This window comes from Candidatus Accumulibacter aalborgensis, from assembly GCF_900089955.1.
Lineage (GTDB): Bacteria > Pseudomonadota > Gammaproteobacteria > Burkholderiales > Rhodocyclaceae > Accumulibacter > Accumulibacter aalborgensis.
Genome location: NZ_FLQX01000167.1, coordinates 1 through 12,661, shown reverse-complemented (window position 1 = coordinate 12,661; position 12,661 = coordinate 1). Strand labels below are relative to the sequence as shown.

At 65.0% G+C, this 12,661-nt stretch carries 9 protein-coding genes; 4 read left to right on the top strand and 5 right to left on the bottom strand.

Annotated elements, in window-relative coordinates:
* Positions 1 to 152 precede the first annotated feature (152 nt).
* From msbA to ACCAA_RS20925, 5 genes are all read right to left on the bottom strand, one after another.
* Positions 153 to 1,967 carry a lipid A export permease/ATP-binding protein MsbA gene (gene msbA / locus ACCAA_RS20945; RefSeq protein WP_186409187.1) on the bottom strand — a complete coding sequence of 605 codons (1,815 nt, stop codon included), beginning with the start codon at positions 1,965 to 1,967 and terminating at the stop codon, positions 153 to 155.
* 106 nt (positions 1,968 to 2,073) lie between these two features.
* A complete protein-coding gene (locus ACCAA_RS20940) occupies positions 2,074 to 3,330 on the bottom strand; it encodes an esterase/lipase family protein (protein WP_186409186.1) in 1,257 nt (418 codons plus the stop codon).
* Positions 3,331 to 3,399: 69 nt separating this feature from the next.
* Complete coding sequence (locus ACCAA_RS20935) at positions 3,400 to 3,993, bottom strand: sugar transferase (RefSeq protein ID WP_186409185.1); 594 nt, start codon at positions 3,991 to 3,993, stop codon at positions 3,400 to 3,402.
* Positions 3,974 to 4,984 carry a transglutaminase family protein gene (locus ACCAA_RS20930; RefSeq protein WP_186409188.1) on the bottom strand — a complete coding sequence of 337 codons (1,011 nt, stop codon included), beginning with the start codon at positions 4,982 to 4,984 and terminating at the stop codon, positions 3,974 to 3,976. The genes ACCAA_RS20935 and ACCAA_RS20930 overlap by 20 nt, the downstream gene beginning before the upstream one ends.
* Before the next feature lie 11 nt (positions 4,985 to 4,995).
* Positions 4,996 to 7,557: a circularly permuted type 2 ATP-grasp protein gene (locus ACCAA_RS20925; RefSeq protein ID WP_186409184.1), complete on the bottom strand. Its 2,562-nt coding sequence runs from the start codon at positions 7,555 to 7,557 to the stop codon at positions 4,996 to 4,998.
* A 232-nt stretch (positions 7,558 to 7,789) separates the two neighbouring features.
* On the opposite strand from ACCAA_RS20925, the gene ACCAA_RS20920 reads away from it, so the two are divergent.
* From ACCAA_RS20920 to ACCAA_RS20905, 4 genes are all read left to right on the top strand, one after another.
* The gene (locus ACCAA_RS20920; RefSeq protein WP_186409183.1) at positions 7,790 to 10,021 is read left to right on the top strand and encodes a 6-phosphofructokinase; all 2,232 of its coding nucleotides are present in this window, start codon (positions 7,790 to 7,792) and stop codon (positions 10,019 to 10,021) included.
* Positions 10,022 to 10,078: 57 nt separating this feature from the next.
* Entirely contained in the window at positions 10,079 to 10,966 is an 888-nt protein-coding gene (gene gcvA, locus ACCAA_RS20915; RefSeq protein ID WP_186409182.1) for a transcriptional regulator GcvA, read from the top strand.
* 159 nt (positions 10,967 to 11,125) lie between these two features.
* Complete coding sequence (locus tag ACCAA_RS20910) at positions 11,126 to 11,911, top strand: enoyl-CoA hydratase/isomerase family protein (protein WP_186409181.1); 786 nt, start codon at positions 11,126 to 11,128, stop codon at positions 11,909 to 11,911.
* 260 nt (positions 11,912 to 12,171) lie between these two features.
* Positions 12,172 to 12,519, top strand: a complete 348-nt coding sequence (locus tag ACCAA_RS20905; RefSeq protein ID WP_186409180.1) for a UPF0175 family protein — start codon at positions 12,172 to 12,174, stop codon at positions 12,517 to 12,519.
* Positions 12,520 to 12,661: the final 142 nt, after the last annotated feature.

Below are 12,661 nucleotides of genomic sequence, written 5' to 3'. Positions count from 1 at the left end.
AAGTTTCTGAGGGGTCTCGGTGCTCATGCCTGCAGATTGAACCACGCTTCGCGCGCTGTGTCCCGCACCACCTGCAAGCAAGCATCCCAGATTCAGCGAACGCTCATGCCCGGAGTTTTTGAGAAGTTACACGTTGAAAGCCCGGCAGCCTCCTAGATCGTCGCGTTGGTGGCCGGCCCGTCGCCCTGCTCGCTGAACTGCATTGCGTGCAGACGCGCATAGTGGCCGTTGATCGCCAGCAACTCGGCGTGGGTGCCGCGTTCGACGATGCTGCCCTGATCCATGACCAGGATCAGGTCGGCCTTTTCGATCGTTGACAGGCGGTGGGCGATGACCAGTGTCGTCCGCCCGGCCATCACCCGGTCGAGGGCGATCTGGATGTGACGTTCCGACTCGCTGTCGAGCGCCGACGTCGCCTCGTCGAGAATCAGGATCGGCGCGTCCTTGAGCAGCGCCCTGGCGATCGCCAGCCGCTGACGCTGCCCGCCCGACAGCAGCGCGCCGTTTTCACCGACCAGCGTGTCGAAGCCCTTGGGCAGGAGGTCGATGAATTCGCGCGCACAGGCGGCCTCGGCGGCTTCTTCGATCGCCACCCGCGGCGTCGTGGCGAGGTCGCCGTAGGCAATGTTGCTGGCCACCGTGTCGTTGAACAGGACCACCTGCTGGGTGACCAGCGCGATGTGCCGGCGCAGGTTGCGCAGCGTGTAATTTTCGACGTCGACACCGTCGATCAGGATCTGGCCGGAAGCATGGTGGTAGAAGCGGGGGATCAGATTTGCCAGCGTCGACTTGCCGCTTCCCGAGCGCCCGACCAGCGCGACCATCTGTCCCGGTTTGGCCGAGAAACTGACTTCGTTGAGGACGCGCGGGGAGTGACCGGGATAGGCGAAGGACAGTTTTTTGACCTCCAGCAAGCCGGCGACGCGATCCCTTTCGACGGTGCCAGCATCGGTCTCCTGCGGTTCGTCCAACTGGGCAAAAATGCTCTCGGCGCCGGCCAATCCTTTCTGAATCGTCGCGCTGACCTCGGAAAGCTGGCGAATCGGCTTGGGCAACATGCCGGCGGCGGTGAGATAAGCCACCAGGTCGCCGGCCGAGGCGTCACCGCGCAGCAGCAACACCAGGACCAGGAGGACCGCCATGGCGCTGAAAGTGACGAACTGGAGCGCGGGTGTATAACTGGCGGCGGTCTTGACCATGCGCAACTGCCTGGCCGTGTTGTCGTCGCACGCTGCCCGAAAGCGCACCGATTCGTAATCCTCACCGCCAAAACTGCGCACCACCCGGTAGCCCTGGATGGTTTCCGAAGCAACATGCGTCAGGTCGCCCATCGTCGCCTGTATCTTCCGGCTCTGCCGGCGAAACTTCCGGCTGGCGCTGCGCACCATGACGGCGATGATCGGCAGGATCGCGACCATGACCAGCGTCAGCTTCCAGTTCATCCAGAGCAGATAGCCGAACAGGAAGACGACGGTCATTCCCTCGCGGATGACGACCTTGATCGCCTCGGTGGCGGCGCCGGTGACCATCGTCACGTCGTAGGTGATGCGCGAGATCAGGTGCCCGGAGTTGTGCTCGTCGAAATAGACATTCGGCAGGCGCAGCAGGCTGTCGAAGAGCGCGCGCCGCAGATCGTTGATCAAGCCCAGCGAGACCCGCGCCAGGTAGTAGTTGCCGAGAAAGGAGCCGATCCCCTGCCAGGTGACAACCACGACTAGCAGCAGCGGCACGGCGTAGATCAGTTCCAGCCGGCCGACGAGGGGAATCGCGCGTGGCGACACGCCGCCGGGAGCGTTCAGTCCGTCTACGAAGACCTTCAGAATCCAGGCCATCATGGGCTGCGACGAGGCGAAGATCACATAGCCCAGCAGGCTGACCGCGAACAGGCCAATCAGGGGGCGCAGATAGCCGAGCAGCCGGAAGTAGATGCGCAGCGAGGAGGCGGGCGGTTTGAGTGCGGTTGGCATGCTGCGGCGGGCCGAAAATCCTGACCCCGGAGTTTAACATGCCGCCCGGACACGCCTGGCATGGCTTGCTTGCCGTGCGCGGCTCGGGCGCGAAGATCGTGCTGGCTCAGCCGGTGTGCGACGCTGTGCGGTGGTCGAGTACGGCGACCCATTCGCTGATCTGCTGATAGACGCGCACGTCGGTCAGCAGGCCCATGTGGTTCAGCTTGCCGATCCTGGCGCTCTGCACGTCGCCGTCGATGGCATGCGTCGTGGCGCTGTCCAGCATCACCAGGCCGTCGCCAACGCATTCGCCAAAGAGTTTGCCGAAGAAGTCCCCAGCGAACTCGCTACCGGGCTTGTCGACGTTTTCGGCCAGGCTGGCGCCCAGAAAGCGGAAAGCGATATGGTCGTGGGTGGGATGACTGCGCGCTGCTCCAGGACCAGCGCGGAGATCCTTGATTCCCTGGCTGCGCGCGCCGGCAATCCTGGCGAGCGGCGCGGTGATCTTCGACAGGTTCAGCGCCGAGGTCGTCAGGTGGCCGAGTCGTTCGACCGGTGAGCCGAGATGCGGCGAGCCGAGGCAGATCACCATTCGCGTCGAGTGCGGCCATTGCATCGCTGCTGCCGCTGCCTGTTCACACGCCGCCAGCGCGATCAGGCCGCCCATGCTGTGACCGATGATGACCATCTCGCTGGCCGACTGCGGCCAGGCAGCCATCAGTTGCTCAAGCAGCGCGGCCAGTCGGGCACCATTGTCGGCAATCGGCAGGCCGCTGTTGTAGCGCAGGTAGACGGGGGTGCAAGCGAAATCAGCGCTCAATTGGCGGCCGAAATCGGTTTCGGAAGCTGCGCCGTCGTCGCCGGGATTCCAGCCATGCTCGTCACAACTCAGTCCATGGACGAAGACGCAGAGTCGTTTGCCCGCCGCGGGGAAAGCGCTGCGCAGCGAATCGGCGTCAAGCGCGATCGCTGCGCCATGCGCATGAATCGCCATGTGGATCGCCAGCCGGTTGTGGCTTGCGGCGAGATGGTCACCAAAAGCGCCGTTGAGTGCGCTGCGCAGTCCGCTGGAGAGACGGCCGGGCGGTTGGCTGGGGACAAAGCCGGTGCCGTGCTTCTCGACGATCGCTGCGGCGGCGAGCAAGCCGCCGCTGGTGTGGTGAATGGCTGCGTAGACGCCCGCTGCGATGATGTCGTGAGCGCCGCGCACGATCTGTGCCGGGCCGGAGATCAGCGGGATTCGCTGCAGGATGCCGAAAGACTGGCCGGCAATGGCGTCGTGCATTTCCTTCACGCGCAGCGTGGTTTCCTGGACCACGGTCTTTGCCGCGTGGCTGTAGCCTGTGCTCGGCGCGCAGGGGCGGTTCTTGCCATTTGGCATCGGTCATCCTCTTTCTGTGGGCCATGCAGCGGCCGACGATCGCTTGCCGTATGGGGAAGATCCCGGCCTTCAGTGCGCCACCCCTTCACTGCGCAGAACCTTGACCAGAGTCAGCCACAGGATGCGGAGGTCCAGCCGGAACGACTGCCGCTGGAGGTACTCTACATCCAGCCGAACCTTCTCGGCAATCGGCAGTTCATCACGGCCATTGACCTGTGCCCAACCGGTCAGTCCCGGGACGAGTTGGTGAACCCCATATTCGGTACGCTGGCCGATCAGGTCATCCTGGTTGTAGAGCGCCGGGCGTGGTCCGACGAAACTCATGTCGCCGACCAGGATGCTCCATAACTGGGGCAGTTCGTCGAGGCTCGATTGACGCAGGAACGAACCAATGGGCGTCAGATGAGACTGCGGATCAGTGAGCAGATGCGTGGCCACCGCCGGAGTACCGACGCGCATGCTGCGGAACTTCGGCATCCGGAAAATCCGGTTGTGGCGACCGATGCGATCAGACCAGTAGAGCACCGGTCCGCGCGAGGTCAGCTTGACCAGTAACGCGACGACAGCCACCGGGACCAACAACACGAGCGCCGCCAGGCAGGCGACCAACAGGTCGAAACTGCGCTTGACTACAGACTGTGTTTCACGGCCGGTGAGGAGCATTTTCTCCGTCGGCTTCGCCAATTGGCGTCACCGTGACAGCGACATCCAATTCGTGGGCATCACCGCCGAGAATGATTCCACGCAGTGGTGAGACATCGGAGAAGTCGCGGCCCCAGGCCAGCGTGATGTGCTGGGTATCCGGCAGCAGGTTGTTGGTCGGATCGAAGTCAACCCAGCGACCCCCTTCGAGTTCGGGGCAATAGACCGACACCCAGGCGTGCGAGGCGTCGGCGCCAATCATTCTCGGTTGCCCGGGTGGCGGCTGGGTGAGCAGATAGCCGCTGACGTATCGCGCGGCAAGACCCTGCGAGCGCAGGCAGGAGAGCATCAGATGCGCGAAGTCCTGACAGACGCCGCGTTTTTGGGCCAGGACATCGATCACAGGGGTGGCGACCGTGGTCGCTTCGGGGTCGAAGTCGAACTCGTCGTAGATACGGTTCATCAGCGCCTGGACAGCATCGAGGACGGGTCGTCTGGCGGTGAAGCACGGGTTGGCGTAAGCGGCGAATTCACGCTTCACGCGTACATAAGGTGATTCGAACTGGAAGCAAGTGGCGTCGAGCACGACCGGACGCGAGCCATAGGCCAGCGCATCACGGACGCTCTCCCAGGGCGGTGAGGCGCGCAGGTAGCCCGGCGACTCGACCGTAGAGGGTGACTGGGTGGCACCTCCGGCGTGTGCCGGCCGACCGGTCGCCAGCGCGGCCAGTGCGCCGGCCGGCAAGTGCGGCAGCACTTCGATCGTGCTCTCGGCGCGGACGCTGAGTCTGTCGTGCGGAAACTCGAGCGCCAGTTCCCTGACTGGATTGCCGAAGCCATCAAGACGCTCGCGCGTGACGGTGACCTCGGGATCAACGGTGATCTGGTGTGCCAGGCAACGCTGCCAGGAGCATTCGCGTGGCGTCAGATGGAGCAGTTGGCGCGACAGCGACACCGGCGCCTCGTAGGTGTAAACCGTCTCGTGCAGGACGTGATAGCGGGCAGCGGGCAGGTTCACGGCGATCACGAGGCCAGGGTATAGTGGCTGACGTCGCTGACATGGCTGAAATAGCGCATCGCCAGACGGTCCGAGAGCGAAGCGCCGGCGAGCGCAATTTCGCCAAGCAGCGCCGCCAGGTCGAGGCAGGGATCACAGGTGCGGCATTCGCTGAAGCTCTGTCCCTCGAAGCGTCCGAGGTCGAATGCTTGCAGGCGGGCCAGCGCCGAGCGCAGCGCCTGGTCACGCGGGCCACCGAGCAGGCGGGCCTGGTTGTCAAGGTAACGGACCAGGATCTGCACCTGAAAGGCTACCGAGTGCGGGTTGCCCTCGTCAAGAACGATCAGGTCGAGCGTCGGCAGGACCTGCGGTTGGGTCATGTAGCGCGAACGGTAGGTGATGATGCTGTCGGTCAGTTCGAGCAACCACTCCAGACTGCCTGGCGCGCGCGTCGAGGCGAGGCGCAGGAACTGGCCGACAGCGTTGGCCAGGAAGACGAGTCTTTCGATCCGCCTGCCGATGATCAGAAAGCGCCAGCCGTCGTCGCGGGTCATGTTGTCCATGGCAAAACCGGCCAGCGACGACGAGGCGAGCAGGACCTGATCGAGAAAGGCCAGCGCTTCGCCGGGATCCGGCGCGGCAGCACTGGTGACTGCCTCGCTGTAGCGCTGCAATTGGTGTTGCAGACGATTGATCGCATGCCAGTTGTCGAGCGAGAAGCGCTCGCGCACCTGTGTGGCCACCCAGAGCAGGCGGCGGATGTCGCCGGCGAGACCATCGCTCCATTCCTTGGCGCAGATCGCGCTGAGCAACTGCGTCTCGTGAGATAGCGGCGGCGGCGACGGGGCCCGCGCCTTGCCGGTGCCGTTCGTTGTCGGCTCGGTCGCCGGCAGCAGGCGCAGCACGCGGCACAGATCGAGCGCCGAAATCAGCCCCGGCAGCGTGTCGGCGCCGGCATCGACGAGACGCGTGAGCGCGACGCGCAACAGACGCGAGGTCTTGTCGCAGCGTTCGGCATAGCGGCCGAACCAGAACAGGTTTTCGACCACCCGCGACGACAGGTTGCGGCCGCCGCGAACGAGGTCGGCTTTGCCGACCGAGTGTTTGAGCAGGCTGAAGGTGTTCACCGCCTGTTCGGTGAGCACCCAGGTGTCCTTGCTCGAGCCACCGCGTTGCATCGAGATGATGCGCGCGTTGGAGACGGTAGCGACGCGCGTCAGGCCTCCCGGCAGGACGACGTGACCGCTGGGCGTGGCGGCGACGAAGACGCGCAGGCCAACGCCGCGCGGCAGCAGGCGCCGCTGATCGGTCGTACTCCAGGCGGGTGCCTGCGAAAAATTGACCAGTTCCTGTGCGACATAGGCCTGTGGTCTGGCGCGCAGACGGGCGATCATTTCTTTGCGCTTGCTGCCGGTCAGCTCATTGCCGAAGAGCGGGTCGAAACGCTGCGAGGGGTAGGAGGCCTTGATCACCAGTTCATCGAGATGCTCGATGGTGAACTCGAGCGCGGCCTGCTCGCCACACCACCAGGTCGCCACCGAAGGCATCGCCAGCGGCTCGCCGAGCAGCTTTTCGCAGGCGCCGGGGAGGAATCCCGGCAGCGCAGGGGATTCCAGCAGACCGCTGCCGAGGGCGTTGGCGACCAGGACATTGCCGGCGCGCACGGCCTGCAGGAGGCCGGGAACGCCGAGCGCCGAATCGCCGCGCAATTCGAGCGGGTCGCAGTAGTCATCGTCGAGTCGGCGCAGGATCGCATGCACGCGTCGCAAGCCGCTGAGCGTACGCAGGTAGACGCATTCACTGCGGACCGTCAGGTCCTGTCCCTCGACCAGCGGAAAACCGAGATAGCGTGCCAGGTAGGCGTGTTCGAAGTAGGTTTCGTTGTACGGCCCGGGGGTCAGCAGCACGATCAGCGGTGCCTCGCCTGTGCGTGGTGCCCAGTAGGCCAGGCTGTCCTGCACTTCACGGAAGAACCAGGCCAGATGCTGGACGTGCAGATCGCGGAACTGCTCAGGGAAAACGCGGCCAACGATGGTCCGGTTTTCAAGCGCATAACCGGCGCCGGAGGGCGCTTGCGTGCGGTCGGCGATCACCCACCAGCGGCCGTCCGGTGACCGTGCGAGGTCGGCGGCGTAGAGATGAAGGTAGGTGTCGCCCGGTGGCCTGATCCCTCGGCATGGCCAGAGGAAATTGTTGTGACCGTAGATCAGCGCCGGCGGCAGGGTGCCGTCCTTGAGCAACTCCTGCGGACCGTAGAGATCACCGAGTACGGCGTTGAGCAGGCGGGCTCGCTGGCTGACCGCGCTGGCCAGTTCCTGCCACTCGGTCGGCGACAGGATCAAGGGTAGCGGGTCGACTTCCCAGGGCCGGTCGGCGCCTTTCGGATCGGCATAGACGTTGTAGGTCACGCCATTCTCCAGGATGCGCCGGCGGACATAATCGATCCGGTGGCGCATCTGCTCGGGCGTTGCCGCATCGAGGTAGCTGAGGAACGGCTGCCAGGAGGGGCGAACGCTGCCATCCTCGGCGAGCATCTCGTCGAAGCGGTCGGTCTGCTGCGGGTAACTCGAAAGCAGGGGAGGTGGCATCAAGGAAGCGGGCGCGGGAGTTCAGTTTGGCTTGGGGTGATTTCGGGACCGCCGCAAGTCTAACGTAAACAAGCGGCCAGCATCGGCTGCTGGCGGACTGGCAGGGGCCGGAGAGCGATGTCGATCAGCTCGGCCGATGCTCACCGGCGGCCGTTGGACGACCCCCTTCATCCGCTTCAGGGAGCAATGTTACCATCGTGCCATTCCTTCTCAACCACAGGGAAATTCCGGCATGAACAACAAGAGTCCCCCCAAGAGCATCGGCGTTCTCACCAGCGGCGGCGACGCCCAGGGAATGAATGCGGCGGTGCGTGCCGTCGTGCGCACCGCGCTGCACCAGGGAGCTGCCGTTTACGCGATCTACGAAGGTTATCAGGGCATGGTGGACGGCGGCGACCGCATCCGGGAACAGTCCTGGGATGATGTCGGCAGCATTCTGCATCGCGGCGGAACGATCATCGGCACGGCCCGTTGCGCCGCCTTCCGCGAACGCGCCGGTCGCCTGCGCGCCGCCCATAATCTACTCCTGAACGGCATCGACCGGCTGGTCATCATTGGTGGTGACGGCAGCCTGACCGGCGCCGACACCTTCCGCCGGGAATGGCCCGGGCTGGTGGCGGAACTGGTGCACAACGGCGAGATAGACGAGCCGACAGCGCGGCAGCATCCGGCTTTGATGATCGCCGGTCTGGTCGGATCGATCGACAACGATATGGTCGGCACCGACATGACGATAGGCGCCGATTCCGCCCTGCACCGGATCATCGAGGCGATCGACGCCATCGCCAGCACCGCCGCCAGTCATCAGCGCAGTTTCGTCGTTGAGGTCATGGGCCGACACTGTGGCTATCTGGCGTTGATGAGCGCCATCGCCGGCGGCACCGACTACGTGCTGATTCCCGAGAATCCGCCGCCCGAGGGCTGGGAAGACCAGATGTGCGGCCGCTTGCGCAGCGGTCGCGCCGCCGGCCGGCGCGACAGCATCGTCGTCGTCGCCGAGGGTGCGCAGGACCGCGCCGGCAAGCCGATCAGTTGCGATTATGTGCGCCAGGTGCTGGAGGAGCGACTTGGTGAAGATGCTCGCGTGACGATTCTCGGTCACGTGCAGCGAGGCGGAACGCCGAGCAGCTTCGACCGCTGGATGAGCACCTTGCTCGGCTATGCCGCCGTCGACGAAGTGCTTTCGGCGACCCCCGAAAGCGAACCGCAAATGATCGCTATCCGTTACAACCGCGTTCGGTGCGTGCCCTTGATGCAGTCCGTCGAGCAAACCCGCGCCGTGGCCCGGATGATTGCCGAGCAGAATTACGCCGGGGCGATGGAGTTGCGCGGTGGCAGTTTCACCGAGATGTTCGATGTCTTCAAGGCGATGGCCGAGGCGTCACCAAGCGTCACCGCACCAGTTCACCCTCGCCGGCTGGCGATCGTTCACGCCGGCGGACTCGCGCCGGGGATGAATTCTGCCGTTCGCGCCGCAGTCCGCTTTGGTCGCGATCGCGGCCATGTGCTGCTCGGCGTACGTGGCGGTTTCGAAGGATTGCTCGCCGGCCGGATCGAGGAACTCACCTGGGGCGACGTCGAAGGCTGGACCGGGCTCGGTGGCTGTGAGCTGGGAACCAATCGCCAGATCCCCACCGTCGAGCAACTTTACGCGGTCGCCCGCGCGATCGAAACACACCGCATCGACGGGCTGCTGATCATCGGCGGCTGGATGGCGTACAGGGCAGCCCACCAACTGTACAGCGAGCGCGACCGCTATGCTGCCTTCAAAATCCCGCTGATCTGCCTGCCGGCAACGATCGACAACAATCTGCCCGGTTCGGAACTGAGTATCGGCGCCGACACCGCGCTCAACGCGATCGCGGACGCGCTCGATCGCATCAAGCAGTCGGCAATGGCGGCGAACCGCTGTTTCGTCGTTGAAACGATGGGGCGCTACTGTGGCTATCTGGCGCTGATGAGCGGTCTCGCTGGTGGCGCCGAGCGCGTCTATCTGCACGAGGAAGGCGTCACGCTGAAAGATCTGCAGGCCGACGTCGAGCAGATGGCCGCAGCTTTCCGCAGCGGCCGACGACTCAATCTGACCATTCGCAACGAGCGTGCCAACCCGCAGTACACCACCGACTTCATGTGCGCGCTTTTCGAGGAGGAAGGGCGTGGCCTGTTCGACGTGCGCCGCGCCGTTCTGGGCCATTTCCAGCAGGGCGGCAACCCGTCGCCGTACGACCGCATTCTGGCCACCCGGCTGGCCGCTCACTGCATCAACTTCCTGAGTGCGCAACTGGAAAGCGGTTCGGCGGAGGGCGCTTTCATCGGCCTCGTCGAGGGCAAGGTGACGTTCTTCCCGCTGAGCCGGATGTCGGAAATGGTCGACTGGACCTACCGGCGGCCGAAGGAGCAGTGGTGGCTGGAGTTGCGCTCGGTGGTCAGAGCAGTGGCAAAATCGCCGGACGCCGATGGCTGACGCTTCGAGCGGGAAGATCGGGACAGACCACTGAAGGCGACGAAGGCTCCGATCGCGATGCGCTCACCCTTGCCGCTCGTCCGCCTGCCGCCGCTCAACGGTCTCGAGGCTTTCGAGGCGGTGGCGCGCCACGGCGGTTTCTCGAAGGCCGCCGATGCGCTGTCGATCACGCAGAGCGCGGTCAGCCACCGCATCGCCCAGCTCGAATGGCTGCTCGGCGTGCGGCTCTTCGTCCGCGTCGGCCATTCCGTCTCGCTGACGGCGCAGGGCAGCGAGTTTCTGGCGCACGTGCGCAGCGGGCTCGATTCCCTGCGCAGCGGTCTCGTCGTCCTCGGCGGCGCGCAGGCACAGGTCATCCGCCTGAGCCTGCCGCCGGCGCTGGCGTCGAATTGGCTGGTGCAGCGCCTCGGTGGTTTTCAGCGCCGGCATCCCGAGATCAACCTCGAAATCAACGTCACCTCAAGATTCCTCGACTTCCGTTCCGGCGAGGTCGATGTCGGCCTGCGTTTCGGCCGTGGCGACTGGCCAGGCCTCGATGCGATCGAGTTGCTCCGCGTGCGAATTTTTCCGGTCTGCAGCCCGGCTTATCGCAACGCCCACCCGTGGCTCAAGACGCCGGCCGACCTGGCGCGGGCGACCCTGCTGCGGCAGGCAGTCGCCAAGTGGAAGCCATGGTTCACCGCCGCCGGCCTCGACTGGCCGGAACCGAGAAGCGGCCCCTCGTTCAGTGAAGTCGCACTGCTCATAGACGCTGCCGAATACGCGCAGGGGATCGCCCTCGTGCTCAGCGCGCTGGTCGAGCGCCAGCTCGCCGCCGGCACGCTGGTCCGCCTGTTCGACGTCGAACAGGAATCGGAACGCGCCTACTATATCGTCACAGCTGCCGGCGAAGCGCCGCGGCCGGAAGTCGCAGCCCTGGTCGACTGGCTGCGCAGCAGCGGCTGAGGTGCTTGCGGACCGCTTGACGTTTGAGGAGGCGCCAGGGTGAGCGCCAGACGCAGTGCCAAAGGTGAAACAGTTTCATCGGCAGCATGCAGCAGTTTCATCGTCGGCAGCCGCCGTTTCCCTATGCTGGGTGCTCGCCAACCCACCAGGAGAACCGCCATGTCGGATTCAACCATCGTCCTTTACGAGCAGCGCGCCGGCGTTGCCGTGCTGACGCTCAACCGCCCCGAGGCGCTCAACGCGCTCAACCTCGCCGTCTTGCAGCGGCTTGCGGCGCTGCTCGAAACGCTGCGCAGCGACGACACCGTGCGTGCCGTCATCATCACCGGCAGCGGCACGCGTGCCTTCTGCGCCGGGGCCGACATTCGCCACCTCAGCGCTGCGTCACCGCTCGCCGTGCGCGAGTTCGCCAGCCTCGCCGTCGAGGTCAATCGGCGCATCGAGACGCTGGGCAAGCCGGTGATCGCAGCGATCAACGGCGCGGCGCTCGGCGGCGGGCTCGAACTGGCCGAATCGTGCCTGCTGCGCATCGCCGTTCGCGGCGCCTCGCTCGGCCATCCCGAAGTGAAGATCGGCGCCGTCGCCGGCTTCGGCGGCACTACCCGGCTGCCGCGTCTGGTCGGTCGCGGCCGGGCGGCCGAAATGCTGCTGCGCGGGCGTGCTGTCGATGCCGGCGAAGCACTGCACATCGGCCTCGTGAATAGCGTCACCGACGCCGACCGCCTGCTCGAAGAAGCGCAGTCCTTCGTCGCCGATATCCTCGCGCAATCGCCGATGGCCGTGCGGCTGACCTGGGAGGCGATGCACCGCGGGCTCAACCTCTCGCTTGAAGAATCGGCCCAGCTCGGCGCCGACTACTTCGGCCTCGTCGCCGCCAGCGATGATTTTCGCATCGGCACCGCCGCCTTTCTCGACAAACAGAGGCCGCAATGGAGCGGTCGCTGAACCACGAGTCATCAGCTCCAGCCAGGCTTGCAACGCGCACGCGTCTCCTTGTCCCGAATCACGCCCAGACGAAGCGGCGCGGCTGGCGTGCGCGGCGCCGCGCGACCGTGTCTTTTCGCCGCCGTCGGCGATGGCATGGACGAGGATCGCACCGTCAAGTCTGCAACCGGCATTCGCAACACCGTGGTCTGCACGAGCGACTTTGAGCGTACAAAACAGTATGATCCACGCCATGTTCCTACATAAAAGGAGAACAAGTCATGCATGCAGTCAATGTACGCCAACTGAAATCCAATCCCTCGGTTGCCCTGCGTGAGGCCAAAAACGATCTGGTCGTGGTGATGAATCGGGACCGGCCTGACGCCGTGCTGGTCGGCATGGAACAACTCGGCATCGCCGACCTGCCGCATGTTCGCACCGCTTTCGCAGTATCGTTGTTTCGCACGGGCGACATTTCCGCAGGGGTGGCTGCGAAGGTGGCCGGAAAGCCTCTGGTGGAAATGCTGGCGCTGCTGTCGGCGATGAATATCCCGCTCTACGGGGGGTCACCCAAAGAAGCGGTGGACGAAATGGCGGTCGGTGAAGCATGGCTGAACAGCGCGTCGTAGTGGCCGATGCGGGGCCATTGATCGCCGTTTCCGGGGTCGGCGCACTGCACTTGTTGCCGTCCATGTTTGGCCAAGTGTGGCAGCCCTGACGCATGACCCAGTCGAATCGGGCCCGTTTGCCGGTAACGCCTGCTTTGGCCGC

Bases quoted from the DNA above. Each gene is read 5' to 3' on its own strand.
- gcvA (WP_186409182.1), top strand. From the start codon at position 10,079: ATGCGCTCACCCTTGCCGCTCGTCCGCCTGCCGCCGCTCAACGGTCTC.
- ACCAA_RS20920 (WP_186409183.1), top strand. From the start codon at position 7,790: ATGAACAACAAGAGTCCCCCCAAGAGCATCGGCGTTCTCACCAGCGGC.
- ACCAA_RS20935 (WP_186409185.1), bottom strand. From the start codon at position 3,993: ATGCTCCTCACCGGCCGTGAAACACAGTCTGTAGTCAAGCGCAGTTTC.
- ACCAA_RS20910 (WP_186409181.1), top strand. From the start codon at position 11,126: ATGTCGGATTCAACCATCGTCCTTTACGAGCAGCGCGCCGGCGTTGCC.
- ACCAA_RS20905 (WP_186409180.1), top strand. From the start codon at position 12,172: ATGCATGCAGTCAATGTACGCCAACTGAAATCCAATCCCTCGGTTGCC.
- ACCAA_RS20940 (WP_186409186.1), bottom strand. From the start codon at position 3,330: ATGCCAAATGGCAAGAACCGCCCCTGCGCGCCGAGCACAGGCTACAGC.
- ACCAA_RS20925 (WP_186409184.1), bottom strand. From the start codon at position 7,557: ATGCCACCTCCCCTGCTTTCGAGTTACCCGCAGCAGACCGACCGCTTC.
- msbA (WP_186409187.1), bottom strand. From the start codon at position 1,967: ATGCCAACCGCACTCAAACCGCCCGCCTCCTCGCTGCGCATCTACTTC.